The organism is Afipia sp. GW823-FHT06G09 (assembly GCF_058794875.1).
Genome location: NZ_JBXAHF010000003.1, coordinates 694,043 through 719,268 on the forward strand (window position 1 = coordinate 694,043; position 25,226 = coordinate 719,268).

General features: G+C 54.8%; 30 protein-coding genes. 13 read left to right on the forward strand and 17 right to left on the reverse strand.

The features are described from left to right. Positions 1-14: 14 nt before the first annotated feature. On the reverse strand, positions 15-302 hold the full coding sequence (locus AC1Q67_RS15830) for a hypothetical protein (RefSeq protein WP_492236274.1): 288 nt from the start codon (positions 300-302) through the stop codon (positions 15-17). Positions 303-468: 166 nt separating this feature from the next. Here AC1Q67_RS15830 and AC1Q67_RS15835 point away from each other — a divergent pair, with 166 nt between their 5' ends. The 3 genes from AC1Q67_RS15835 (at position 469) to AC1Q67_RS15845 (ending at position 2,726) form a co-directional block, all read left to right on the forward strand. Next, positions 469-822: a hypothetical protein gene (locus AC1Q67_RS15835; RefSeq protein WP_492236275.1), complete on the forward strand. Its 354-nt coding sequence runs from the start codon at positions 469-471 to the stop codon at positions 820-822. A 17-nt stretch (positions 823-839) separates the two neighbouring features. Then, positions 840-2,357: an L-piperidine-6-carboxylate dehydrogenase gene (amaB, locus tag AC1Q67_RS15840; protein ID WP_492236276.1), complete on the forward strand. Its 1,518-nt coding sequence runs from the start codon at positions 840-842 to the stop codon at positions 2,355-2,357. A 102-nt stretch (positions 2,358-2,459) separates the two neighbouring features. After that, positions 2,460-2,726 (forward strand): hypothetical protein, encoded by a 267-nt coding sequence (locus tag AC1Q67_RS15845; RefSeq protein WP_492236277.1) that lies wholly within the window; start codon positions 2,460-2,462, stop codon positions 2,724-2,726. A gap of 205 nt (positions 2,727-2,931) precedes the next feature. On the opposite strand, the gene AC1Q67_RS15850 is transcribed toward AC1Q67_RS15845, so the two are convergent. Both AC1Q67_RS15850 and AC1Q67_RS15855 read right to left on the reverse strand, forming a co-directional pair. Beyond that, positions 2,932-3,906, reverse strand: a complete 975-nt coding sequence (locus AC1Q67_RS15850) for a quinone oxidoreductase family protein (RefSeq protein WP_492236278.1) — start codon at positions 3,904-3,906, stop codon at positions 2,932-2,934. 122 nt (positions 3,907-4,028) lie between these two features. Then, positions 4,029-4,733, reverse strand: coding sequence for an RraA family protein (locus AC1Q67_RS15855; protein WP_492236279.1), 705 nt, complete (start codon positions 4,731-4,733; stop codon positions 4,029-4,031). Between the two features lie 137 nt (positions 4,734-4,870). Here AC1Q67_RS15855 and AC1Q67_RS15860 point away from each other — a divergent pair, with 137 nt between their 5' ends. Continuing rightward, on the forward strand, positions 4,871-5,764 hold the full coding sequence (locus AC1Q67_RS15860) for a LysR substrate-binding domain-containing protein (RefSeq protein WP_492236280.1): 894 nt from the start codon (positions 4,871-4,873) through the stop codon (positions 5,762-5,764). A 188-nt stretch (positions 5,765-5,952) separates the two neighbouring features. Here AC1Q67_RS15860 and AC1Q67_RS15865 read toward each other — a convergent pair whose 3' ends face one another. Next, positions 5,953-6,771 (reverse strand): alpha/beta fold hydrolase, encoded by an 819-nt coding sequence (locus AC1Q67_RS15865; RefSeq protein WP_492236281.1) that lies wholly within the window; start codon positions 6,769-6,771, stop codon positions 5,953-5,955. A 526-nt stretch (positions 6,772-7,297) separates the two neighbouring features. Between AC1Q67_RS15865 and AC1Q67_RS15870 the strand changes: the two genes are divergently transcribed. From AC1Q67_RS15870 to AC1Q67_RS15880, 3 genes are all read left to right on the forward strand, one after another. Further along, positions 7,298-8,089: a serine acetyltransferase domain-containing protein gene (locus AC1Q67_RS15870; RefSeq protein ID WP_492236282.1), complete on the forward strand. Its 792-nt coding sequence runs from the start codon at positions 7,298-7,300 to the stop codon at positions 8,087-8,089. A 22-nt stretch (positions 8,090-8,111) separates the two neighbouring features. Then, the gene (locus AC1Q67_RS15875) at positions 8,112-9,017 is read left to right on the forward strand and encodes a LysR family transcriptional regulator (protein WP_492236284.1); all 906 of its coding nucleotides are present in this window, start codon (positions 8,112-8,114) and stop codon (positions 9,015-9,017) included. Between the two features lie 117 nt (positions 9,018-9,134). After that, positions 9,135-9,557, forward strand: a complete 423-nt coding sequence (locus AC1Q67_RS15880) for an antibiotic biosynthesis monooxygenase family protein (RefSeq protein WP_492236285.1) — start codon at positions 9,135-9,137, stop codon at positions 9,555-9,557. A gap of 104 nt (positions 9,558-9,661) precedes the next feature. Here AC1Q67_RS15880 and AC1Q67_RS15885 read toward each other — a convergent pair whose 3' ends face one another. The 6 genes from AC1Q67_RS15885 to AC1Q67_RS15910 form a co-directional block, all read right to left on the reverse strand. Then, positions 9,662-10,744, reverse strand: coding sequence for an NAD(P)H-dependent flavin oxidoreductase (locus AC1Q67_RS15885; RefSeq protein WP_492236473.1), 1,083 nt, complete (start codon positions 10,742-10,744; stop codon positions 9,662-9,664). Positions 10,745-10,883: 139 nt separating this feature from the next. Continuing rightward, complete coding sequence (locus AC1Q67_RS15890) at positions 10,884-11,228, reverse strand: antibiotic biosynthesis monooxygenase family protein (protein WP_492236474.1); 345 nt, start codon at positions 11,226-11,228, stop codon at positions 10,884-10,886. A gap of 65 nt (positions 11,229-11,293) precedes the next feature. Continuing rightward, positions 11,294-12,061, reverse strand: coding sequence for an isocitrate lyase/PEP mutase family protein (locus AC1Q67_RS15895; protein WP_492236287.1), 768 nt, complete (start codon positions 12,059-12,061; stop codon positions 11,294-11,296). Positions 12,062-12,212: 151 nt separating this feature from the next. After that, positions 12,213-13,169: a transcriptional regulator GcvA gene (gene gcvA / locus AC1Q67_RS15900; RefSeq protein WP_492236288.1), complete on the reverse strand. Its 957-nt coding sequence runs from the start codon at positions 13,167-13,169 to the stop codon at positions 12,213-12,215. Between the two features lie 51 nt (positions 13,170-13,220). Then, positions 13,221-14,036 carry a dienelactone hydrolase family protein gene (locus AC1Q67_RS15905; protein ID WP_492236289.1) on the reverse strand — a complete coding sequence of 272 codons (816 nt, stop codon included), beginning with the start codon at positions 14,034-14,036 and terminating at the stop codon, positions 13,221-13,223. Positions 14,037-14,133: 97 nt separating this feature from the next. Further along, the gene (locus AC1Q67_RS15910; protein ID WP_492236291.1) at positions 14,134-14,589 is read right to left on the reverse strand and encodes a tautomerase family protein; all 456 of its coding nucleotides are present in this window, start codon (positions 14,587-14,589) and stop codon (positions 14,134-14,136) included. A gap of 88 nt (positions 14,590-14,677) precedes the next feature. Here AC1Q67_RS15910 and AC1Q67_RS15915 point away from each other — a divergent pair, with 88 nt between their 5' ends. Then, complete coding sequence (locus tag AC1Q67_RS15915) at positions 14,678-15,169, forward strand: winged helix-turn-helix transcriptional regulator (protein WP_492236292.1); 492 nt, start codon at positions 14,678-14,680, stop codon at positions 15,167-15,169. A gap of 84 nt (positions 15,170-15,253) precedes the next feature. Here AC1Q67_RS15915 and AC1Q67_RS15920 read toward each other — a convergent pair whose 3' ends face one another. Continuing rightward, positions 15,254-15,736 (reverse strand): cupin domain-containing protein, encoded by a 483-nt coding sequence (locus AC1Q67_RS15920; protein ID WP_492236293.1) that lies wholly within the window; start codon positions 15,734-15,736, stop codon positions 15,254-15,256. Between the two features lie 238 nt (positions 15,737-15,974). Here AC1Q67_RS15920 and AC1Q67_RS15925 point away from each other — a divergent pair, with 238 nt between their 5' ends. Beyond that, on the forward strand, positions 15,975-16,769 hold the full coding sequence (locus AC1Q67_RS15925; RefSeq protein WP_492236295.1) for a crotonase/enoyl-CoA hydratase family protein: 795 nt from the start codon (positions 15,975-15,977) through the stop codon (positions 16,767-16,769). 47 nt (positions 16,770-16,816) lie between these two features. Further along, positions 16,817-17,242 carry a DUF1330 domain-containing protein gene (locus AC1Q67_RS15930; RefSeq protein ID WP_492236296.1) on the forward strand — a complete coding sequence of 142 codons (426 nt, stop codon included), beginning with the start codon at positions 16,817-16,819 and terminating at the stop codon, positions 17,240-17,242. 262 nt (positions 17,243-17,504) lie between these two features. Here the strand turns inward: AC1Q67_RS15930 and AC1Q67_RS15935 are convergent, their stop codons facing one another. Continuing rightward, positions 17,505-17,894 carry a GNAT family N-acetyltransferase gene (locus tag AC1Q67_RS15935; RefSeq protein WP_492236298.1) on the reverse strand — a complete coding sequence of 130 codons (390 nt, stop codon included), beginning with the start codon at positions 17,892-17,894 and terminating at the stop codon, positions 17,505-17,507. Between the two features lie 53 nt (positions 17,895-17,947). Then, entirely contained in the window at positions 17,948-18,346 is a 399-nt protein-coding gene (locus AC1Q67_RS15940; RefSeq protein ID WP_492236299.1) for a rhodanese-like domain-containing protein, read from the reverse strand. Positions 18,347-18,375: 29 nt separating this feature from the next. Here AC1Q67_RS15940 and ftrA point away from each other — a divergent pair, with 29 nt between their 5' ends. Continuing rightward, entirely contained in the window at positions 18,376-19,449 is a 1,074-nt protein-coding gene (gene ftrA, locus AC1Q67_RS15945; RefSeq protein WP_492236301.1) for a transcriptional regulator FtrA, read from the forward strand. Positions 19,450-19,478: 29 nt separating this feature from the next. On the opposite strand, the gene AC1Q67_RS15950 is transcribed toward ftrA, so the two are convergent. Together AC1Q67_RS15950 and AC1Q67_RS15955 are read right to left on the reverse strand one after the other, a co-directional pair. Further along, the gene (locus AC1Q67_RS15950; protein ID WP_492236303.1) at positions 19,479-20,489 is read right to left on the reverse strand and encodes an NAD(P)H-dependent flavin oxidoreductase; all 1,011 of its coding nucleotides are present in this window, start codon (positions 20,487-20,489) and stop codon (positions 19,479-19,481) included. 16 nt (positions 20,490-20,505) lie between these two features. Beyond that, positions 20,506-21,288: a carbon-nitrogen hydrolase family protein gene (locus tag AC1Q67_RS15955; protein WP_492236304.1), complete on the reverse strand. Its 783-nt coding sequence runs from the start codon at positions 21,286-21,288 to the stop codon at positions 20,506-20,508. Between the two features lie 57 nt (positions 21,289-21,345). Between AC1Q67_RS15955 and AC1Q67_RS15960 the strand changes: the two genes are divergently transcribed. Next, positions 21,346-22,350 carry a GlxA family transcriptional regulator gene (locus AC1Q67_RS15960; protein ID WP_492238159.1) on the forward strand — a complete coding sequence of 335 codons (1,005 nt, stop codon included), beginning with the start codon at positions 21,346-21,348 and terminating at the stop codon, positions 22,348-22,350. A gap of 43 nt (positions 22,351-22,393) precedes the next feature. Here the strand turns inward: AC1Q67_RS15960 and AC1Q67_RS15965 are convergent, their stop codons facing one another. Together AC1Q67_RS15965 and AC1Q67_RS15970 are read right to left on the reverse strand one after the other, a co-directional pair. Continuing rightward, positions 22,394-23,272: an amidohydrolase family protein gene (locus tag AC1Q67_RS15965; protein WP_492236307.1), complete on the reverse strand. Its 879-nt coding sequence runs from the start codon at positions 23,270-23,272 to the stop codon at positions 22,394-22,396. Positions 23,273-23,375: 103 nt separating this feature from the next. Next, complete coding sequence (locus AC1Q67_RS15970; protein WP_492236308.1) at positions 23,376-24,002, reverse strand: glutathione S-transferase family protein; 627 nt, start codon at positions 24,000-24,002, stop codon at positions 23,376-23,378. A 499-nt stretch (positions 24,003-24,501) separates the two neighbouring features. Here AC1Q67_RS15970 and AC1Q67_RS15975 point away from each other — a divergent pair, with 499 nt between their 5' ends. Continuing rightward, a complete protein-coding gene (locus AC1Q67_RS15975) occupies positions 24,502-24,918 on the forward strand; it encodes a nuclear transport factor 2 family protein (protein WP_492236310.1) in 417 nt (138 codons plus the stop codon). Positions 24,919-25,226: the final 308 nt, after the last annotated feature.

A 25,226-nucleotide genomic window follows, 5' to 3' on the forward strand; every position in this document is an offset into this window, starting at 1 on the left:
CAAGCGCCGATCAATCAGCTGATCTTCGAAGCCAGATCGATCCAGACCGGCGATTCCCGTGCATACAGCGCACGGGTGGCCGCAAGGTCCATCGCGCCTTCATCGATGCCAAACATCTTGAACATCTCGAGAGCCTTCTCGCTCTTTCCGCCCTGAACGAGAATCTGGGACAGGCGCTCAATGACCTCTTGCGGCGTTCCCTTGGGAACGGCGCAGCACTGATACGTCGTGAGATCGAACAACGGAGCAGTCGCCCCCTGCTCCTTGAATGTCTTGACGTCGGGAAGAACGGTCAGCCGCATGCATCGAGACCACTCCTCACCAGCCAGTATTGAAAAGGAATGGTTGCGGGCCGTCCGCTGCGGCGCGGGATGACGGCTTATTGTGTTGATGATCCGGAACGGAAGCGGGATGCTCCTCACGGAAGCCACCTGAGCAGCGGTCGCAGATGTCCCGACGGAGGTCCGCATGCGAACATTCGTGACGCAAGCAATGGCGATCGCTCTGTCCCTTGCGCCGGTCCATGCAGCTCCGCCCGACAATGCGGACCCGGCACTGGCGCCCTGGTTCAAGGGTTTGAGACAGCCGGGCACAGGCGCGGAATGCTGCTCGATCGCCGATTGCCGCGCCGCCGAGGTGCGGCGGGATGCCCAGGGCTATGAGGTCAAGGTTGACCACAAGTGGCACATCTCGTCAGCCTTCTGGCTCCGGGTCCCGGCCGAGAGAATTCTCGCTGAGCGTCACAACCCGACCGGCGGCGCCGTGTTGTGCTACACGCCCGAGGCGGGCATCCTCTGCTTCGTTCCGCCTCCCGAAAGCTAAGATTCCCGGAGCACGGCATGACTCTCGCAACCGATGTCGATTCGCTTCTTCAGAAGCTCGGCGTTCCGCGCAATCTGTACACTCAGGGCTCACGCACGGCGCGCTCGCCGCTCACCGGCGAGACGATCGCCAGCGTGCAGGATGCAAACACTGGCAGCGCCACCGAAGCGATCGCACGGGCGCAAGCTGCATTCCTTGCTTGGAGAACCGTTCCCGCACCGCAGCGCGGCGAACTCGTTCGCGTTCTTGGCAACGAACTGCGCGGCGCCAAGGCTGAGCTCGGACGCCTAGTCACCATCGAGGCCGGAAAAATCCAGTCGGAGGGACAAGGCGAGGTTCAGGAGATGATCGACATCTGCGATTTCGCAGTCGGTCTCTCGCGCCAGCTCTACGGCCTCACCATCGCGAGCGAACGGCCCAACCACCGGATGATGGAGCAATGGCATCCGCTTGGCCCTGTCGGCGTCATCACGTCTTTCAATTTTCCCGTCGCGGTGTGGTCGTGGAACGCCGCCCTCGCCCTTGTCTGCGGCAACCCTGTGATCTGGAAGCCATCGGAAAAAACACCGTTGACGGCACTCGCCGTTCAGGCGCTGTTCGAGCGCGCGGCGGCGAAGATCGATGGCATCCCGGCGGACCTCTCAACGCTGCTGATCGGCGCGCGGGATATCGGTGAGTCGCTGGTGGATGATCCGCGCATCCCGCTGGTTTCGGCGACCGGGTCCACCGCCATGGGGCGCATGGTCGGTCCACGTCTTGCCGCGCGTTTTGCCCGGAGCATTCTGGAACTTGGCGGCAACAACGCCTCGATCGTGTGCCCGTCGGCGAACCTCGACCTCGCTGTTCGCGCCATCGCCTTCGCGGCCATCGGCACCGCCGGCCAGCGCTGTACGTCGCTTCGCAGGCTGCTGGTTCATCACAGCGTTTACGATGCATTCGTCGGACGACTGAAGCAGGTCTATGGATCGGTCCGGATCGGCAATCCTCTCGCGGTGAATGACGTCCTCGTCGGCCCGCTGATCGACGAGATGGCCTTCCGGAAAATGCAGGAAGCGTTGGCGGAGGCGCGGACGTCTGGCGGTGAGGTTTTTGGCGGCGCGCGCGTCGAGGACAAACAAAACCCTGCCGCGTATTACGTCACGCCCGCCCTCGTCGAAATGCCGGCGCAGACCGGGCCGGTGCTGCGCGAGACGTTCGCACCGATTCTCTATGTCATGAAGTATTCGGAATTCGGCGAAGCGATGGAGATGCACAACAGCGTGCCGCAAGGGCTGTCATCGTCGATCTTCTCGACCGACATGCACGAGGTGGAAGAATTTCTCTCGGCCAGAGGCTCCGACTGCGGGATCGCCAATGTCAACATCGGCCCGTCCGGCGCGGAGATCGGCGGCGCATTCGGCGGTGAAAAGGAAACCGGCGGCGGGCGCGAGGCCGGATCGGATTCATGGAAGGCCTATATGCGCCGGGTCACCAGCACCATCAATTTCGGCCACGACCTACCGCTCGCGCAAGGCGTGAAGTTTGATATCGATTGATTTATCCATTTGACGCATACGGGCAAAGTGAAGTCACATAGCGACGACAGACATCTGCTCGCACGGTCTGTTCTGGTACGTCTCATCAAACAGAGGGGCACTATGAAAAAGCTTTTCACCGCTGCGGCTCTGGGGGCATCCATTTTCCTGGCATCCTCGTCGGCGTTCGCCGTGTCCTGCACCCAGCAGGGAGAATCTTGCAAAGTCTGGGCCAACGGCCAGGGCGCCCAGGCCGCCACCTATGCTGCGAAATGCACGCGCGAAGTCTCCGCATGCATCAGCCGCTGCAAAAAGGGCACCAAAGTCTTCATCGGAGTTTACGGCGGTTCCGGCGGCGGCCAGCAGTATCCGATCGACGAGTGCAGGTAACGCATAGCGGCGGTTGACGACGCCGGTTTGGTCTTGCTGCCTGCCGGATTCCTGTCCGGGTGAGAGTCGCTTGTGACTCTTCACCGTGCTCGGCTTCATCTGGTGCGAGAGCGGCTTGTCTTATGCCAGCTTAAATCGCCGGGCACGCATCTCATCCCAAATATCATTTAGCGACGGCTTCCACTCCGTGATCGCTGTTTCGAACTCAAGGAATTAGAACAGTCGAACCGACCGTCTTGCTGCCTTCGAGGGCACGATGAGCATCCGCAGCATCCTTCAGCGGAAAAGTCTGTGCGATTTTCGCCTTAACCTTGCCACTGGCCATAACGTCAAACAGATCAGCGGCGGTGGCTTGAAGATCGTCGGGCTTGGCGGTGTAAGTTGCGAGGGCCGGCCGCGTCACAAACAGTGAGCCCTTGGCTGCGAGCTGGCCGATGTTGACTGGCGCAACAGGCCCGGATGTATTGCCGAAGCTCACCATTAGACCCAGAGGCTGCAAACACGACAAAGAATCTTCCCACGTCACTTTGCCAACCGAGTCATAGACGACCGGCACACCGGCTCCATTCGTAAGTTCACGAACGCGCTCCGCAAAATTCTCCCTGGTATAAAGAACCGTATGAGTGCAGCCGTTCGCTTTGGCGAGGGCCGCCTTCTCTTCGTTACTCACGGTGCCGATGACTGTTACGCCCAGTGCTTTGAGCCACTGGCAGGCAATGAGGCCAACACCACCCGCTGCCGCATGCAGCAGAACGGTTTCACCTGCCTTCACCTTGTAGGTACGGCGAATCAGGAATTGAACGGTCATGCCCTTCAGCAGCAGCGCCGCAGCCTGCTGATCGGAAACGTTGTCTGGAAGCTTCACCAGAGGAATTGCCGGCATCACGCGCGTTTCCGCGTAAGCACCGGGAGGACCACCGGCATACGCAACGCGATCGCCTATCTTGACATGACTTACGCCTGAACCGACAGCCTCGATCACGCCTGCAGCTTCAAGCCCAAGGCCGCCCGGCATCGGGATGGGATACAAGCCAGAGCGCATATAGACGTCAATGTAATTCAGGCCAATTGCCGTATGCCGGATACGAACCTGCCCTTCACCTGGTTCACCGACCTGAACGTCTTTCCACTGCAGCGCATCCGGTCCGCCTGTCTTGTCAATAACGATAGCTTTAGTCACTTTTGTCTCGATTGATGTGATGGAGAATTACAAGCAACAACTGCCTGGCGCGTCGCGCAGACCACCTGCTTACGACTGACCACGCATGCACTTCTTCGTGCTTGTTTGAATTGTCGCAGTCTTCAGACTTCGCCCGCAGCCTCGATATCCTTTAGATGCTGACGAAAACCGTAACTTGGCTCGCGCTGCCTCCGCGCGAGGTACGCGCTGAACTGCGTCTGGGAACGATAGCCACGGCCTTCCTTCATGCCTTTAAGTTGGCGCGCCTCGGTCTCCCGATAGGTAATCGCCGCGGCAACGATGTCTTCAAGACGATCTTCCGGCAGGAAGAGAACGCCATTGGCATCGCCCACGACGAAATCTTTGAATGTAATGACGTGCGTGCCAATGATTGCCTGGCTGAGGATGTCCGGCGGTCGCACATGCAAACGCTGTGGCCCGGTTGGTAACGATCCCATACTGAATACTGGAAAACCGATATCGCTGAGTTCTGCACTGTCGCGATGCAACCCCCAGACGACAATGCCTGAGATTCCGGCCGCCTTAGCCTCAAGCACAACGATATCGCCAATACACGCCTCATCCATACGCGCGCCGTTATCGATAACGAAGACATCGCCGACCGAGGAGCCCTCAAGAGCTTCGAAGAAAATGTCGATGCTCCCCACATGCCGAATCGGCCGCGCGCGTCCGGCGCACCGCATATTATTGGTAAGTGGACGCAACCCCGCCGGTGCGAAGCGAATCGGAACACCCGTTCTCTGACAACCATCGGCCAGATAGGGCGTCGTAAGTTTGTTTAGCTGATCGACCAAAAGCTGGCTCAAGATCTCAGTCTCCATTGCATAGGTGGAGCGCGCCAAATCGCATTCCGCGAAATCCGTCGCTCAAACTGGACATTAGCAATGGAGGATAGTTTCGAATATCATATAGTTATGAAATCTCAATTCTGGAATTCGAAAGTATGAAACCTAATTTCGATATGGACGCTTTGCGCACGATGGTCTTGGGACTCGAGCTCGGAAGTTTTGCCCGGGCTGCGTCGCAACTTGGCCGTTCACAATCCGCCATTAGCATGCAGCTGAAGAAGCTTGAGGAACAAGCGGGACAATCGCTGTTTCGTCGCAACGGCCGTGGCCTTGTCCCGACTGAAGCTGGCGACTCCCTTCTCATGTATGCCAGACGCATTATCGCTCTAAATGACGAAGCTGCCGCGTCCGTTGGCGCGACGACAGCTGCTGCGTCTGTTCGCATGGGACTCCCTCAGGATTTCTTCGAAGACGTGATGCCCGATGCACTTAAGCAATTTTCGCGAAAGCGCCCGGCAGTCCACGTTGAAGTCCGTGCTGGCCGTAATTATTCACTCGAGGAAGATATAAACTCTGGGCGCCTCGATGTCGCTCTCGCTTTCTTTAAACCTAATTCCTCCAACCGCGGCACTTTGATCGCCTCGTTGCCAATGATGTGGTTCGGCGGAAAGGGAGTGAACGGATCAGAAGCAAGCGGCCGGATCCCACTTGTTGTTTTCGATCATCCATGCCTCTTTCGTCAGGCGGCACTTCAAGTCCTGGAACGAAATAGGCTTCGCTGGCGCTTATCACTCACAACCCCAAGCCTGCCTGGTGTCTGGGCTGCCTTGCAATCGGGATACGGTATATCGCCGAGAACGTCCCATTGCGTGCCCTCGGGCATTCGAGATGTGGGCACAGAGTTCGCCCTTCCATCCCTACCAGCGATCGAGCTACGGATGCTGTATGCAGCTGAGTTATCTCCTGCCGCATCCGATCTACGGGAGATTCTTCACCTCGTTGTGCAAAAGCGAGTGAACGGGGCGATAATCAAACCGCGAAAACGCTGAATAAACTCTGGAGCCCGCTTACGTCCCCCAATAGACGGTTTCAAAACCCCGTATTGCCGGCCCACGTCAGCCCAACATGTTTCGACATACTCATACTTTAACCGACATTCGCGACATAACGCCGATACGCCGACGTGCGACAACAAGAACAGGCGTACAAGGTAAGAGGCAATAAGCTAGCAGGTATATTACGCTGTCTCGCGGAGAAACCGCGTCAACAGCTCTTCAAACCATTCTGGATCCTCAATCTCTGGAAAGTGACCAACGCCTTCACGCTCAACGTATTGAGCGTGCGGCGCAATGGCCAGCAGAGAGCGCTTATCGCTACGCCGATGAGAAGAATCACCTACACCCCAAACCGCAAGAGCAGGCTGGCTGAAAGAAGGAAAAACAGGATCGGCAACACCACGCCCGAACCAGGCCTGGATCAATGAAGCCAGGCAAAAATTCGCACCATGAGCGAAACACTCGCAGGATTGATTTAGAAATGACTCCGCGAGATCGGACGAACCAAGCGCATGAGGATACCATGTCTTCGGCGCACTCGCGCGCATCTTATAGCTAACCTCCTGCCCAAGAAACGGCCTAGCCAAATCGCCAGCAGGATCAACGATCTTACTCGTCCATATCTTCTCCTGCTCCCAGCTGAGCGCCTGCATCAGTATCAGGTGGCTTACCAGTTCGGGACGCCTGGCGGCTATCAGCACCGAGGGGTAAACGTTGGTACAGGTTGGGCAAAGCACAAACGGCCCGCCTAACGATGACAGCAATTCAACATAACCATCCGTGAACGCTTCAAGTGTAAAATCGAAGCTCGGCTTAGGCGTCGAAAAGCCAAATCCTGGCGGATCAACAACAATAACACGCATCGACTTCGTAAGCCGATCGAAGACCGGATCATGATGCTCGAGCGCGTTCGGCCCGTCCGCGAAAAAAACAACGGGCAGATCGCCTAGTCCACCCTCACGAATCCGAAAGTGAATAGATTCGGTTTCGACATAACGCACGCCAGATCGTGAAGCACTTCCCCATTTACTGTGTCTGGCAGACTGAACCGGCGATAGGGGATGAGTGTCCAGCATACTTGGGCGCATAAAACCTCCGTGGCATAAGACGGTCATCGCACCTTCTGCGACTGATGCAGAGAGCAATGCGCCAAGCTTCATCCTAACGCAAACGCATCATCTGCAAATGAGGCATGCCCATAAGCGACATAGCCAAGGCGACGCACTGGGATCAAAATCAAAGAGAAACACGTCGAGCCTACGTGGATAGATTTGACGCGAGTGATTTATTTTCAATCGCGGAGAAAATTTTCTCATGCCTCCGAACTCACACTCCTATGTCAATTTCACGCCCACACAACACATCAACGGGCGCCCTCATTGAACCTGGCACGGAAGATACAGGGTTAGACGTCCCGGACATCCTTACTCAAGGACACTCGTTAAAGATCAAATGGGACCAAGACCACATTCCGATTTCTGAAAATGATTCAACGACAGGCACCTGTTTAATCCGCGGAGGCTATGTATGAGCTCAGGGCCACCCACTGCAGACGTCTCGATATGGGATACGATTCAGCGTCAAGCAGTTGCGGCCGCGAAAGCCGAGCCAATACTGGCTGCTTGGTTGCATGAAGCAGTACTCAATCACATCAATTTTGAACAATCGCTGTCGCATCTCATCGCCAAAGCAACCAGAGGAAGCCGGAATGACCAGGCACTAATCCGTCAAACTGCGGAACGCATCTACTGCGATGATCCCTCTTTGATAGACATAGCAATCCGCGATCTTAATGCACCACGGCAACGCGATCCGGCTTGCTCTGGGCCACTGCATGTTCTTCTCCACTTCAAGGGTTATATCGCGTTGGAGGCGTATCGGATCTCCAATCGCCTCTGGCAAAGAAGACAATTTGAACTTGCCAAAAGACTTCACCACTCCATCACTCACGCCTTGCATGTCAGCATCCATCCGTCTGCAACCATTGGAGACGCTCTATTTATCGACCATGGTACGGGCGTCACAGTGGGAAGAGACGTCGTTATCGAACAAGACGTATCGATGCTTCAGGAGGTTACGCTTGGCAGCTTGCTGGACGGCTCAGTCGGCGCTCCGCGAATAGGTCGCGGCGTACTGTTATCAGCAGGAGCGACAGTGCTCGGGAATGTAGAGATTGGAGACTTCGCCAAGATTGGCGCTGGCTCATTGGTCCTAACATCGATTCCATCTGGATGTACCGCAGTCGGCGTCCCAGCTCGATTGGCTGGCCGCACACCAGACCCTCAACCGGCACTCAGCATGGAACAATCGCTGCCATAGGTGTCCTGGCAAGGATCGGAACATGGGCCCCAGAAATCTCCTCGAAATTGAAGCGTTTGTGGCAGTGGCCGAAACAGGATCCGTAAACCGAGCGGCCATTCGCCTGAACTTGACTCAGCCGGCGACCACGCGACGAATTCAGAATTTTGAATCCGCTATGGGTTCTACCCCTCTTTTCGATCGAACGGTCAAACCTGCAGTACTGACCGCATTTGGTGCTCATGTTCTCGAGCATTGCCGCCGAGTATTGGCTGCAGTGGCTGAACTAGAAACTTGCGGAAGCTTAAGAGAGAATATTTCCGGCGTTCTAAAAGCCGGAATCGCGTTTGGACTTGAAGAGACATTGTTGAGCTCTCCATTCAATATGCTTAGACGAACATTCAACAGGATAAAACTAGAAGTCACCTCGGATTGGTCTAAGGAGTTGATAGAAGATGTACAAACAGGAGCGCTCGACTGTGCAATCGGGCTCCTAATGCCTGATCAAGCTGGTTCGCTCCATTTGCTACAGACTCCAATCGGAACCGAGCGAATACTCGTTGTTGCCAAGGCGCACCAACACAATCTTTCGGACGAAAGATCTTATCGCCTTAGTGATCTTTCCCATCAGCCCTGGTTTCTAAACCCAGTAGGTTGCGGCTGTCGCGCCGCTCTTCTCAGTACATTTGATCGGTTAGAGTTACCTATACAGATTGCCGCAGAAGTCTTTGGAGAAGATCTCCAACTGTCCTTGCTTGCTCAAAGCGGCGGGCTCGCTCTCGCGCCCCAGCGGCAATTCGAGAACAGCCCCTATAGAGAGGCGCTAGAAGTGCTCGACGTGAGTGACTTTGATCTTTGCGCCACAATATCTTTGATGCGCCACCCAATTCCGGGGCGATTCAATACTGCCCTCAATCTCATGATCGAGGAATTGCAGTCAGCGATTTAATTTTTTGCATAATGATCATAGATGAAAAGCATTTGAAAACCCGGCGCGACGCGAACAGTATGACACGACCTTAATGACGCGCTGAAAAGCGTAGAGCACAATCAAGGAACAATACTCATGATTCTTTCCGTTCTTCGTTCTCGGCTTAAGCCGAATATCCAAGATGAATATGCGCCTTTATCAAAGCGCATGAGCGAACTCGCTCCAACTATCGCAGGCTACATTTCTCACAAAGGATTTGTCGCTGAGGATGGCGAACGAATAACCATTGTCGAATTCGACTCCGAAGAAGCACTGGAGAGGTGGCGGACTCATCCCGAACATGTCGACGCAAAACGGCGCGGCTATAGAGAGTTCTATACCTTCTTCAGCTACCAGATTTGCTCAGTAATGCACGCCAGGTCGTGGACAGCACGTGGCGAACCGAGGGCGAACAGCGATGCAAGCGAGATCGTGGCAAGAACACCTCGCACCACGGGCGGACAAATACTTGGGAGAATATTCAGATTGCGGAATCTTTATCGGTTCAACGCATTTTAGGGATAATCGCTCGGGCAATTAATACCGCGAGCGTTGCGATGCAAGTCGCTTCTCACTATTGAAAGCGACTTGCATCGGCACGCCAATTAAACTTAAAGATGTTATTAGGAACAAGCCCCAAGCTGGTTCATTCTAAGTATCGCTTCATCCGCTAGGGCCCTCGTTAGATCTCCGGCGGGCAACTCTCGTCCCAACTTTATCGATTGTCCCGCCCAAAGATTTGTGTAGTCAACCTTTCCAAGCTTCTCCGCTCCAGTTTTCAAGGGAGCAAGAGCATTGGCTGAGTGTGGGAAAGCCGGCGCTAACCCAGACATGGGACCGACTTCTCTCATAATCCTATTGAATACGCCGCGCGCGGGGCGTCCGGTCATGACATTTGTTATGACGGTCGATTCATCCGTAGCATCGGCAAATGCTATTTTTGCAGCAGATATTGCCTTGGATTCGCGGCATCTCAGGTACGCACTGCCAACTTGAACTCCAGAAGCCCCTAAAGCGAACGCTGCCGCTATTCCACGCCCATCCGCAATCCCTCCGGCAGCAATCACAGGCAAGCCAACCGCATCGGCCACTTGCGGCACCAAAGAAAAGGTTCCTGGCTGAGTGAAAATGTCATCTGTAAGGAACATTCCGCGATGCCCTCCAGCTTCAGCCCCTTGGGCAATGATGACATCCGCCCCATTCTTTTCCAGCCAAATCGCTTCTCTGACGATCGTGGCGGACGCCATTACAACGCACCCAGCCGACTTCACTCGCCTGAGTAAAGGTTCAGTTGGAAGGCCGAAATGAAAGCTGACGACTTCAGGTCGCAGTTCCTCGATGAGATCGCACATCTTGCTATCAAACGGAGCACGATTGGCAAAATGAACAGGAGCCTCAGGGTCTAAGCCAAGTTCAGCATAGTATGGCGCTAACCGGCGCTTCCAGCCGGCCTCCCTGAGTGGATCAGCATCGACAGCTTCATGACAGAAAAAATTGAGATTGATTGGAGCTGAAACGCGAGACCGAATTTTTGCAACCTGTTCACGCACCTGCTCTACGGAAAGGGCTGCGCAAGCTAACGATCCCAGACCTCCTGCCAAACAAACAGCCGCTGCCATCTCTGCGTCCTGCACCGCGACCATCGGTGCCAGAACTATCGGGATTTCAATTCTCAGGAGATCCAGCAATCTTCGATCAGACCACACCACACATTTCCCCCGATTATCGTAAACAAGATGGAATCATTTCACCCGGACAATTCAATGACGACGGAGCTGATCTGGTGATCCCCGCAATCGCCAAAGGCATCGATGCTATGCTCAAGTCGTACGAGATTCTTCCAAATCAAGCGTGAGCCGCGCGGCTGTCTGCCGGCGCTTGCTCACGTTCGTTCATGCCGTAGTCGCGTATCACCGCTGCGACGCGCAGCCGATAATTGAGAAACACATCCTTGCGGCTATTCGATTGGACGTTGCGATGAACATCCCAGTTGCGGAAAGCATCGACCGCAGCCTCATCACGCCAGATGGACAGAGCGAGAAGCTTGGTTGGATCTGTAACGCTCTGAAACCTCTCGATTGAAATGAATCCATCGATTTTTTCGAGCTGAGGACCCAATCTTGCTCCCATATCGAGATAGGTCTGCATCTTTCCCGGTGCGGGCCACGACTCGAAGATAACTGCAATCATTTTGTTCATCCAATTCTGTCTATCAGAGGTATCCCGGGCATCGACGCCGGGGAGTACCGTCCTCACTAACCCCGCGGCGGAAGCCGACCCTCTTGGAAAAGCATTTTTGCTGCAACATCGAAACCTTTCCATGCAGCAGCCGCGAGCGATGCACCTATACTGACTCGGCGGACCCCAATCGCAGCCAGCTCCGATACGGTAGGGCTAGGACCAGTGATCATCACATTCACAGGTTTGGGCTGGACCGCGGCCACGATGCTCGCAATCTCCGACAGATCGGTGATGCCCGGAGCATAAAGACAGTCTGCGCCAGCTTCGGAATAGGCAACCAGACGGGCAATCGTCGCCGCAAGATCCGGCTTCCCGATAAAGTGCCCTTCTGATCGTCCAACCAAGAGAACATTCTCGCCAGACTGGTCGATGGCGTTGCGTGCAGCACGCACACGCTTCACCGCTTCGCTAAAATCCAGAAGATCATTATCCTTGCGATCTTCGATGGACAAACCAGCGACGCCCGTATCGATCGCCTTCAACACGTTTGTAAAGACACCATCCGCATTGTCGGCATAGCCGGTTTCGAAATCCGCATTCACTGGGAGAGATGTGGCACTGCATAGCGTCCGCAAATGAGCCAACGCTTCGTCCAAGGTTAGCTGCTGATCTTGACGTCCCAGCGACCAAGCATAGCCCGCGCCTGTGGACGCCAGCGCCTTAAAGCCGAGCTTTTCAAGACGGCGCGCGCTGCCAACGTCCCATGGGTTTGGAATAACGAAACATCCGCTCTGATGCAGAGCGCGGAAAGCCACACGTCTTTCCGCATATTGACCAGCCATATTGCTCCCTTTCTCGGCATCCGATCAGGCCCGCAAGAAAAGGACACGCCACCTGCAAGTCAAAATCTGGTCGAGAATGAAATAGGTAGCCAACCACGGCAAATGAGTAATAGTACTTCGCGCATGAATCGGGGTCACGTCCGAAGAGACCTCAAGCCAGATCGACCTTAACCTCGTCGAGGATCCAGGAACGAAACGCAATGATGCGCGGATCATCTGCGCGGCTTTCCGCACCTATCAGCCAATACGAGGTATTGCTGTTTACCGTCTCCCACACCTCGACCAAGCTACCGGCCTCGAGTTCGGAGTTGACCAGCGGCTTTCGCCCGATGGCAACACCGAGACCCTGGCTGGCTGCTTCGAATGCCATTTGGATCGTGTCGAAGTGCAATCCTTTCGCCAGGTCCGGTGCAGGGCGCCCGCACCCGAGGGCCCACGCGGCCCAATCCTCGCTCACCGTAGTGACATGAATCAGCGGCGATTGCTCGATATCCTTTAGCTCTCGCACGCGCTCGAGAATAGCCGGGGCGCATACAGGCACCATGGCCTCATTTAAGAGCTTATCTGCAATGAAGCCGTGCCAATTTCCACGTCCCATGCGAATGGCAAGATCCACCCCGACATCGGACAACTCGCTGCGTTCGTGCGAGGTGTCGATGACGATGCGAATGTCTGGATGACGCTCACGAAACCTGTGAAGCCGCGGAAGCAACCATTTTGCTGCAAACGTAGGGGCCATACTTATTGCGAGCTGCCCTAATCCCTGCTGGTTGGCAATATTCGCACTGCCGTTGGCGAGTAGCTCCAACGCTTGCCGCACCACCGGAATGTAAGCGGTGCCTGCTTCGGAGAGTACAATCCCCTTGGTCGTGCGAAGGAATAATGGTGTACCAAGCCAATCTTCCAGCGACTGGATACCATGGCTGACCGCGCTCGGCGTCAGCAGAAGCTCCTCTGCTGCATTCTTGAAGCTTAAAAGTCGAGCCGATGCCTCAAACAGGCGAAGCGAATTTAATGGGGGCAATCGATGGCGCATCACGTGCTCCTTCCTTAACGCGCTTGTAGCACGGCGGAACTGTCGTGAGCGATCAAGCTGAACGATTTTCATGCGCTATTAAACGTCATTGGCTTGTTTGGAATTCCAGACACACGCTCCCGGTCATTTCAGCCGATGCTTAAAGAATGCCAGGATCTCATCGCGCGCAGCAATCGTCGGCTGCCCTGCTTCGTCGATCAAATGAGCCGTCACCACGCTATGGGGGGTCGTCACATGGGTTGCGAAGAATGGCGGGAGGTTCATACTGGCCGCACTGTCCGGCAGTACCCGCGCGACAAAGCGGTCGCCAAGTGCCTCCGAAAACGCGGCAAACCGTTGAGCCTTACAGAACTTGTCGCCCGCGAAACGGTAGGCCATCACCGTAAGATCTTCCCGATCAAGACGCTCGCGCACAGCAGCAAGCTCTTCGGGTGCCATCGCCATGCCGGCCGGATCGTTAAGCGGTAACGATGGCTGCGATACGACCGGCGCTAGCATGGCCGGTTCAAGCATCATCGAAAGCGCAAAATTTCCGGTGAAGCACATGCCGATCGCCCCCACACCAGCACCACCGCATTCCTCATGCGCGAATTTCGCCAGTGCACGAAGCCATACGGTCACGGGACTGGATTCATTGGCAGCAAACGCACGGAACTCGGCGCTGACACATGCCCGCTGCATCACCGCAACTCCCTCTTCTGCACTGACAAGAGCTCCATCGCGCCCAAATAGCGAAGGCATGTAAACCGTGAATCCGGCATCGCGTACCCAGCGGCTAAATCGCGCCACGTGAGGACTGATGCCGGGCATTTCGGTCATCACGATCACGGCCGGTCCACTTCCTGACACAAGTACTCTTTTTGTGATGCCGATAAGCGTGATCTCACGGGCAACAAAATCCTCAAGTGCGTCGTCCCTGTCTACAGGCCGTGTCAGCATCGATTGGCTCCTTGTGATGCGCTAAATGGATCGTTCGCAGGCGATGTGGTTGCCAGCGTGGCTTCCCGTACGTCGTAGTGCGAGAACGTCACCGGTTTCAGCTGGCGACGACAAGATGTTGCAGATGCCTGTAGCCGGACGCCGTTGCGTGCTCTCGCAGGCTCCAGAGACGTCCGTTAACACCCCACATGCCGTCTTCGATTTCATTGAACAGAAAGGAACTTGAGATCCGGCGCGTCTCTCCGGGTAACGCCTCGGCAACAGCCTTGTGGCCAAGCTCGGCAAAACGAGCCCGGCTTTGCTCGTCCAGAACCCCCTTAGCGACAGTAACTGTCGCAATAACCAACGCCACGATGCCGGACAGATCATTGCCACCGAAGGTCCAGTTTCCGGCGCCTCCCTCCTCGATCATGACCACGCACAAAGCACGCTTGCTCGGCTCATCCGGGATCTGCTCGCACTCCACCGCAACATCCACGAGATTTCTGGAAAGAGCAGCTTTGGACTGATCATTCAGAACGCCCGCCGGCGCCTTGACAGAGATAAGCGGCATCGCACTTCCTTTAAGTCCATTTATTGGACTTAGGTCTATAGCAAGCTAAATCCATTTTAGCAACTCAGATAATGTGTATAATGCCGTAATGACCAACACCCCTCCCATTCGCCGCTCCCCAGTACCGCCCAACGATTGCAACCTCTGGAAAGCATTCGAAGTGATCGGGGATCGCTGGATTCTCGTGATCTTGCGATCGGCCCTGTATGGGGTGCGACGCTTCGACGACTTCCGCAACGAATTGGATATCCCTCGCAGCGTACTGAGCAATCGCCTCGCCCGGCTGGTCGAGAGCGGCCTGATGGAACAGCGGGAGTATCGCGAGGAGGGACAGCGGACGCGGATCGAATACCCGCTGACGAAGATGGGACAGTCGCTGGGTCTGTCTTTTACAGCGCTGACGGAGTGGAGCGATCACTGGATCGGGAAAGGCTCGGGGCCTTTGTCTCTCCGCTCGAAAGCAACGGGACAAAAGCTAACCGTTGCCCTGGTCGATGAACAGGGTAAACCTGCGAGGAAAGACGACGTTGAAACTGTTATTAGTCTTCCTTCGCGCTCCTCCAGACAGCCACGCAAGTAGCGATCTCCGAGTGGCTATTTTTGCAAAAACGAGATGCGCCGGTGGACAAGAGGTCATTGGTGTCCAGAAAAACACGTGAAAGCATCAGTACGGGTTTCCGTCCTTATGCGTAAACAACCAACCCGAGGCTCCGAGGTTTGCAACCAAGTCATCGTGAGGATAACTCGCACTGTCGCCCGGCGTTCTATCCCCGATCTCCAGATAGACCACCCTTTCGTCTGACCGATTGACCAAATGATGAGCAAGGCCCACCGCAGGAAACCCTGCACACATTCCCGGCGCCAACGCTATTTCCCCTCGGTCAGTAACCAAAGTCGGTCTTCCGCTCACAATATATACAAACTCATCCTGCTTACTGTGGCAGTGCATGATTGACGATTCCCCGCCAGGCAGAAGCTCCGTTAGGTTCACGCCGAAATTTTTGATACCAAAAAGATCCCCCAGCGGCCGTTTTACGCGTTTGGACATACGCGAGCGAAACGGCTCGGGGTAAGATGATAGCTTCTTGCGCTCTTCTGCATCACTTGCAAATAGCGCAAGAGGATTGCGTTCTGACGTCTCGTTCATTTCGTTACCGGATCCTTAGATCAAGATCGACAGTGTAAGTAACCGATTGGCTTTTGACTGCTCCGAAAAATCGAAAGCTGGACTTCAATTTTCTTGAGGCATTCTGACGGTCAAGATCATCAGACCCTCTGCCCTCGCCACAAAATGAAGAATTTTCATGCGCTGGCGAGGATTATGAGTTTGTTTGACTAAGTCGACACCGGCAATTTTCTCCTGACCTGCTAGCAAGGAGATTATTATGACCGTTGACCAACCCGTGCTCATGAGTGTGGAAGGCAATATCGCGACACTCACCCTCAACCGCCCTGAGAAGCTGAACGCACTTAGTTATGCTCTCATCGACACTTTCCAGCAGCACCTGGATGCCATAGAGCGAGACGACTCGATCAGAGTCGTCATCCTTACCGGATCTGGTAAAGCATTCAGCGCAGGTGCCGATATCGCTGGGTTCTCGTCGAGTGTCGCGGCCGGCGTAAGCATTGCCATGCGCGAATTCGTTGGACGCGGCCAGGCGTTCACAAAGCGGGTTGAAAACTTCCCAAAGCCCATCATCGCTGCAGTGAACGGGTTGGCCTTCGGCGGCGGATGCGAGGTAGTTGAGGCATGTCCGCTAGCCATCTCAAGTGACGAAGCCCGTTTCGCCAAACCAGAGATCAACTTGGGATTTCCTCCTCCGTTCGGTGGAACACAGCGCCTTCCGCGCCATATTGGGCGTAAGCGTGCCTTGCAGCTTATTCTGACTGGTGACTCGATCTCAGCGCAGGAAGCCGCACGTATCGGTCTGATCAATGAAGTTGTATCTGCCTCGCAGCTCATGATGCGCGCCCGCGAACTTGCGGCAAGAATCATTGAGAAGCCGCCTGCTGCGGTCAGAGCGAGTCTTGCGAGCGTCACCCGCGGCATCAATCTGTCGATCGATGAAGGGCTTGCAGTAGAAGCAAATCAATTCGCGCAGATGGTCCCCACACACGACATCCGAGAGGGCATCGATGCATTCCTTGAGCGTCGTCCTGCTCATTTCAACGGGCAATGAAACCTTGAATCACGCGGATTTACAGCACTTACATACGTGGAAAAGAAATGACCGGACATGTTGACCTGACTAAAGAGCGTTTCATCGCTCATCGAGACAACCAGCGCGACGGCAAGGTCCACTTGCTTAACCTCATTCGGCTACGCGAACATGCGAACTATCCGGACGGCCATGCCTCAACCGGAGTCGAGGCTTATCGAACTTATGGACGTATCAGCGAGCCGGTCCTCGCACGACTAGGCGTAAAGATTGTATGGGAAGGCCGTTTCGAGAACATGCTGATCGGCCCGGATGAGGAGAATTGGGACCTAAGCTTTGTTGCAGAGTACCCAAGCCTGGCAGCCTTTAACGAAATTCTCCGTGATCCCGTTTATCGAGAAGCTGCGGCGCACCGAAAAGCTGCAGCCCTGGATTCTCGCCTCATCCGCCTTGCTGCTCTGCCTCAAGGGACCAGATTCGGACAATTCATTTGAGTATTCAGCAAGCGGACCTATCGCGAGCTAGGGGAATGAGTCGATTCATGGAATTCTCATGAGCTGAACCAATTCCAAGCGGTTACTCGCCCGACATGACGTTGCTATCACCAATTGCCTAAAGTCGCGTTGGGGATAGCCGCGTTGTTAACGTAAATTCCGTTACGACAATCGGAAAGATTATCCGGTCTTACTGCTATCCGTGACTAGGTTTCTGGCTTTACTAATGCAGCCAGAATAGCGATTAAAATGCGCAGAGATTTCACAAGTTGATGTTGAAGCGCATCTTAACTTGCGAAAGGGCGCCTTCGCGCAAGTAAAAGGCAACTCCTCGTTCATTCCATTCCGGTGTCTGCCATTCAAGTTGATCCGCACCGAGCCTTCTAGCTACGGCTATCGCCTCAGCCAATAGGCCTGCACCGACACCTTTGCCTCGCTCGTTGGTTGTCACATACAAACAATCAAGATGCGCCCAGATATGGTCTCGCCAGAGAGAGTAGTCGATCGTCAGAGAGAAGTATCCAAGAAGCTCTCCTTGTCGGGACGCGACAAAGATATGCGCACGGGCACCTTCGCCGGTCACGAGAGATAATAGGCCCCGTCTGGAAATAGTTGCCTCGTTTCTCTCGTAGTTAGCGTGATCGCGGATCATGGCCAGCAAGTCGTCACAATCGGACGACTCGGCTGGCCTGATGACCATCGGCATCAACTTTGATCGGACTGGAGAGAAAAGCCCTCATCAAGCCAGCCGGTGATCCCGCCGGTCATGATCTTAACGGGACGGCCGAGCTCCGCCAAACGTAAGGCTCCACGCGCCGCGCCGTTGCAATGAGGCCCGGCGCAATAAGTCACAAAAATCGTCTCACCGCTCCATTGTGCCATTCTCGATGCCACGATCTTTCCATGCGGCAGATTAATAGCTCCAGCGACATGCCCCTGCGCGAATAGAGCTGGACTTCGTACATCGAGCAAAACGAAGTCCGCACCCTTCGACAGAGCGTCGTGAACGTCCCAACAGTCGGTCTCGAATGCAAATTCAGCAGCAAAGTGCTCCTTTGCAAGATCGCTTGCGGCCGGAGCTACAGCAGTAACGGCACTTGGCATGAGAAATCTCCTTTCCCTGCAACAGTGCTATGCCGCAGTTTCACTTGCCATTGGCGCAAATGACAATCAACGTAAACATCATGCCAAATATGCAAGGTCCATTAGTTGCCGCTCTACTCTATGATGGACTGTGCACGTTCGAATTTGGAATCGCTGCGGAAATTTTCGGTCTTCCGCGCCCGGAAATGGGTTCAGGCTGGTATCGCTTCGCAAGCTGCGCAATTGAACCCGGACCATTGCGTGCACATGGCGGCTTCAGCATTCTACCAGACGGCGGGGCCGATCTTCTTGAGCGAGCGGATCTTATTATCATCCCTGGTTGGAAGGGCTCTGATATTCCTGTCCCTCAAAGCCTGACAGATGCTCTAAGACGTGCAAGATCAAAGGGCGCAAGATTAGCGTCGATATGCTCCGGAGCTTTTGTCCTGGCAGAGGCCGGATTTCTTGACGGTTCGATAGCCACCACCCACTGGCGCTACGCTGACGCCTTGCGCGAAAGATTTCCGGCAATCGAAGTCGATGACACCTCGCTCTATCGTGGCGCCAACGGTATCTATACGTCGGCAGGCAGCGCGGCCGGCATAGACTTGATGATAGAAATTGTGCGGCAGGATTTCGGTGCCCAGGCAGCCAACTCTGTTGCTCGCCGAATTGTCATGCCTGCCCATCGCGGAGGCGGTCAGGCGCAATTTCTGGAACGCCCGGTTGCTTTACGGGTAAGCGCCAGTATAGCCCCGGTACTCGAATATATTAGACAGCACATTCATCACCAATGGTCCGTCAGCGAGATGGCGAGCAAAGCGAGAATGAGCAAACGTACTTTCGAACGCCGTTTCATGGAAGCCACAGGCGAATGGCCAGGCCAATGGCTCATCAACGAAAGACTTGAAGCGGCAAAGGAAATACTTGCTCAGACAAATCAGCCCATGGAGAAAATCGCCGAGGCTGTTGGCTTTGGAAGCTCACATGCACTTCGTCATCACTTCCGTCGCCTCGTCAGGCTCAGCCCCAGCGATTATCGCCGTCAATTTTCCAAGGTGCCGATGAATAAAGTCGCGTCCGACGCTAATGCTCAAAATACACTAAAGGGCAGGACCGCTTAAGAAGAGCAACACTCAAAGACGAGTTACAGTTACACGCGCAAGTAGCTCACATTTTTCCGCAAGGCATTTTCAGCTTCGTCATCGATCTGAGCTAGCAACTCTCCCACAGGCTTAACCGCCTGGATGAGCGTCGCTGACAAGCCAGCATAAAGCGGTCCTGCTTCCCAATCGCCGTCCATTGTCGCCCACGGCGTCGCCACATTGTAACGAAGCATTGGGACACCTTCCGAAAATTGCCCGATTGCTTCCCCTTCCCCCGGCCGTGATCCATTTGATGGATAGCCCGCATCCTTCCAGTTCTTGTAGGTCGAGTTGGCAATTACTCGATGAGGTGAATTTGGCCATCCACCATCGAACAACGTTGTCTCGACCAGGTCTGATAATCCGCAATCCACGATCATTTGTTTGTGCCCAGGATGACTCCCACTCTCGGCCGAGGCAACAAAACGCGTCCCCATCCATGCCCCACATGCACCGAGCGATAATGCGGCTGCAAGGCCTCGTCCATCAGCTATGCCGCCAGCTGCCACCACTGGAACACCACGCGCAGAATCAACAATCGTCGGCAACAAGGTCATAAGCGGCGCCTCGCCGGTAAGATGACCGCCGGCCTCTCGCCCTTGCGCCACGATAAAGTCCACGCCGCAGTCAGCGGCTCGTTTGGCCTCTTCGGATCCCGACACAGTCCAAAATACTGTGGCACCCGCATCCTTTGCACGCCGAACATACGGTGCCGGATCGCCACGCAAGAACGAAACAACTCGGCAGCCAGCATCAAGGGCTGTCTCAAGCCGCTGCATATGGTCCGCAATCAAGACAAAATTGATGCCAAACCGATCGGCGCCGCCAGCAGACGCGATGTATCCGGAAAGTGTCTGACGCAGTTCAGCCTCAGGAATGTGGCCCAGCGCGACAAACCCCAGAGCACCCGCATTTGCGAGAGCTCCGAGGAATTCAGGAGTCGATCCGCGGCCGAGGGGAGCCGCCACGACGGGATGCTTCAGATTCAATCGATCTGTTAGCGTAGTCTTAAAACCCATTTTGAACTCCGAACACTCAGTTCAATGAAGGCGCGAAGTAAGCGCGCTGCATATCGCGCGGATATGTCTCCTTGGCACGTTCCGCGACGGTGAGATCGATCTCTGTCGTGACGAATGGTCGAGCTACAGAGGTTTCAGCAAGCAAGGCCGCTTCGGGCGAGAACAGCCAACTAGCCCCGGAAAACAGATCTCGGTCATACGACCGGCGATTGGCAGAGGCGAGATAACACCCCGAAATCACCGCAGAAAGCTCACAAGCAGCACGCCATCGTCGTCCTACTCCTCCCGCCCGCGGATGAGAAATAAGATGAGCCCCAGCAATACCGATTTCCCTCGCATGCTCTGGAAACATGATCTCACTGCAGAGTTGGAAGCCAACACGCAAAGTGTCATTCGTGACAGGGGCGAACTTTCGATCACCCTGGGAAAACCACAGCGTCTCGCGCGCTATCGGGACATCTGGCAAATACCACTTGCGCCGAACAGCCTGATAACCTGAAGCCTTCGACCAAAGAAAGGCCTCGTTGTACCGATGGCCATCGCGCTCTATCGGCCTCGAGGTCATCACGGTGTTGCATGAAAGTGCGCCGAACTGATCGATCATCTGATCGTGATCTCGAAGCGCCTTGCGCCACAGCTCATCATCAACCCGATCTCCGACAAATATCCATTCGCAGAACGGCATTTCCGGCAAAACAACGATGTCAGGCCTATCAATCCCAGCTTGCGCGACGAGGCTTTCCCATGCCGACCTCTTTCGCAACGCTTCATCCGGAAATTCACAAACCATAACTTTCATGCTGATCACCTTATTGGACTGCTTTCCGAAAAATTAGCGGACCCAACGTTGGCAGAGATGACAATCTCATGCTATTTTCTGCCAATGCCCAAGATTCAGAAAACCGTGCTGTTCGCTTTCGACGGATGCCAACTGCTCGACATTGCCGGCCCCTCCTCTGTATTCGGGATTGCCAACAACATTGCCGGCCAACAGATCTACAATGTCTCAGTGGTCTCACCGTCCGGCGGCTTAGTTGCAACGTCCTGCGGTATCTCGATCGCAACGGAAGCGCCGACTTCTCTCGCACCTAAAGGGGTAAAGACCTTGCTTGTCGCAGGCGGAGGGCAGGCAAGTATGCACAAAGCCATAGCGCTGCCCAGGACGCGAACATGGCTGCAACGCTGTTTCGAAGCGGCACTGCGCTTTGGTTCGGTGTGCTCAGGCGCCTACATACTCGCCGAGCTTGGAAAATTGGATGGTTTACGCGTGGCCACGCATTGGGCCGACTGCGTTGACCTTGGGATGCGTTATCCAAGTCTGTCGGTCGATAAAAATGCGCTTTTTATCGTAAGTGGCAAGGCCTGGACATCCGCTGGAATTTCAACCGGCATAGACATGGCTTTGGCAATGGTCGAGCAAGACACCAGCCGACAAGTTGCAGACAAGGTCGCAAAGTTCATGGTGCTCTATGCCCGAAGACCGGGTTATCAATCTCAGTTTAGCGAGATGCTCAATGCGCAAATCTCCGCCGGGGAGCCATTTGCCGACTTGATCAGCTGGATGGAATCTCGAATTTCTCACCCCATCGGAATCACAACGCTGGCCAATCGCTCGGGGCTCTCAGAACGATCTTTCTATCGAAAGTTCGTGGCCGCAATCGGTCAAACTCCCGCACAGTTCATTCTTCAAATGAGATTGGAAAAGGCGCGAACCCTGCTAGCGACAGACCTGCCGCTGAAAGTTATTGCCAGGCGAACCGGCATGAGCTCTGCGAGCCATCTGAACCTCGCATTCGAACGCAAGTTTGGCCTTTCACCATCGACATTCCGAAAGGTACATCACGTTGGCGCTCGCGAATGACGAAAAGTGCACTCTTTCTGGCTGGAAGCATTCTCTACCGCCGTTATGCGAGCCGAAACACGCGACGAGCGTTATCAGATAAGAACGCTGCCTTCTGCACCTCGGACAATCCCAAGCTCTCGATGTCTTTCAGGCAGTTGCTAGGGTGCAGCATGGGCCAATTTGTGCCGAACATAACGCGCTTCTGCCCGACACTCTTCATCCATTCAACAAAGGACGCCGGAAGACGGCGCAATGTATATGCGGATGTGTCGACGTAGAAGTTCGGAAACTTGATGCTAAGCGTCGTTAGCTCATCAAGCCAAGGATAGCCAACGTGTCCGCCAACAACAGTAAGCTCTGGAAAATCCAACAGAACGTCTTCGAGATAGGGAATCAATCGCCCCACCTCCGAGCGCCGCAACGGTCCCGTATGACCGATCTGAGTACAAAACGGTACGTTGGCCTCAATGCAAGCAGCATAGACGGGATAATAAAGCCTGTGGTTGGGCGGCAAGTCCCAAAGCCAAGGGACAACACGCACGCCAACAAACTGCTTACCATCCACCCACCGGCGGATTTCCCTAACAGCCTCCATTGGAGTGTCGAGCTTTACAGTTGCAAGCCCCCTGAAGCGCAATGGAGCGGCCTCTAATTGGGCTGCAACTTCGTCATTGCTGATTAGAGAACCTTCGGGTCCATGCCATGCGGACAGAAGCGAGATGCCGATACCTGCCTGGTCCATCGCCGCTAGAGTCTCGGCTATATTGGTCTCGAATATCTGACCGGGTGCCCTTCCTGTCCACCGCATCAATGGCTCAAGCCACGGCCTCCTTGCCATGCGCTCGGTGATAATCTGCGCCCACACATCGATTACGCCGAGGGGCGACTTCTCCGGTAAGCCGTCGTTACGCTCGCCGATAGGCTGAATCATATCCTTCATCGAAACCTATAGTCGCAACGACCGATACTGAGAAAAACGACGCAGATATCCAACTGCGGGTCGAAGGTCAGGAGCATTGGGATTTCTCTTAGAAGAGACTGCATCACTGATCACCCAACTCCTGCCGTAAAGCATTTCGTACCGCAGGACGAAGAGACATCCGATTGCGATGATCGAGCACCTTCGGGAAGCTCGATGGATCAACGCCGTCGGCCTCCATCCATTGCGCCATGGTGAAAAGATACGCATCCGAAACCGTGTATTGCTCACCAAGCACCCAAGGCCCTCGCAGCAGATGACGCTCGACCTGCTCGAACGCAACTTTCACAGTCTGTGGCACCTTGCGCTTCATCGCCTCGATCGCCGCCGGTTCATCTGCCCAGCGATGGCCCCGCATCCTGTGGGAATGAGCGACATGGAGATTTGAGCAAATGAAGCTGTTGAATGACTGCAGTTCTGCGAAAAGGTAAGGATCATCAATCGGCGCAAGGCGACTTTGCGGGAACAGTTGCGCAAGATACACCAGCAGAGCAGGCGTCTCCGTCAATACACCGGAATTAGTGACCAGCGACGGGACACGGCCTCTTGGATTGATCTTCAGATATTCGGGACTGCGTTGCTCATTTTTCTCAAAATCAATGAGCGCGATCTCATACGTCGCTCCGACTTCCTCTAGCACGATGTGCGTCGCGAGCGCAGATGTATGAGGGGTATAAAACAGTTTCAACATGGCCTCTTCGCACGCAATCGCCTGCCCTCCAGATGGCATTGGCGAACCTGTCCGTGACGTTTGCCTGCAGAGTACCTACTTAGCTGCGCTAGAAACAACGCATATTCTTGAACTGATACTTGCGAAGTATGCAAGTGGACGCCTACGCATGGAGCGCCTGCTGAGACCTCAGCTTCGCGGGCGGCTACCATGATGGCATCACCAGTACTTTGCACGCCAAAGCCAGAGCATCTGCAATGTTCTCGCGGAGAAACTGTTACCTGTAGACAGGTCTACAGTATCTTACCCGCCCATCCACCTACTCGCCCGATAGTGAATCACGGAAAAGCACCCCAGAATAACCCAGGCCAAGCTGGCCATCCGAATTTAAGAACACGTCACCATTCGATCCGGTTTCGCTATTGATAGACTTCAAATCTTTTGATGAGTCCGGCCTTGGATGGCATGATAACGATCATAGACAATCCACGTCGGGTTTCTTCGTCCACAAGGAGTGTGCATGTCTACTGCTGTAACCGCGCACGGGCTTATTGATCGTGCTTACGCCATCGACCTGCTTGATGCTGTTCAGAAGTATTTTGATCTGATGTACGACTGCGACACGTCTCGCTTTAATCAGGTTTTCGCGCCAACCGTCCAACTGCACGGATTCCGTGAAGGAAAGATGGTTGCTTGGCCTGCACCGGTCTACCGGGACATCCTGGATAAGCGCCAGTCGCCTAAATCTGCGAACTCACCCCGCGCTGATGAGATATTGCTCATCGATTTTTCGTCCCAAACACAGGCTTTCACGAAGGTTCGCGTGAGGGTCAATACGATGGTGTTCGTGGACTATCTGACGTGGCATTTTATCGATGGCACTTGGCTCATTACATCGAAAGGCTTTCACGTCGAATCGAATGAAGGTGAAATCTAAGATCAGAGACTACAGGCAGGTTTGACTAACTGCCTGTAGTCGATTGCCCTGTTAGCGACAGCTAACGGGCTCCAGATCTCCGGTGTCATCACTCGAGATTCTTGATGCGTCATCATGGCCAATAAAGTCCGTAAATTGGCGCGTGACCTGCGTCCATTCATAGATCGTCGTCTGAACAGGTTTGCGTTCCCCAGCCCATCCCATCCACATCGCCCCCCTAAGCTGGTCGGCCAGGTTTGCTCGGATTATCCCGGTGCAGCTGAATCCAACGGTCGTGCCAAGCCGCGGCGATCGCATGCGCTGCAGCT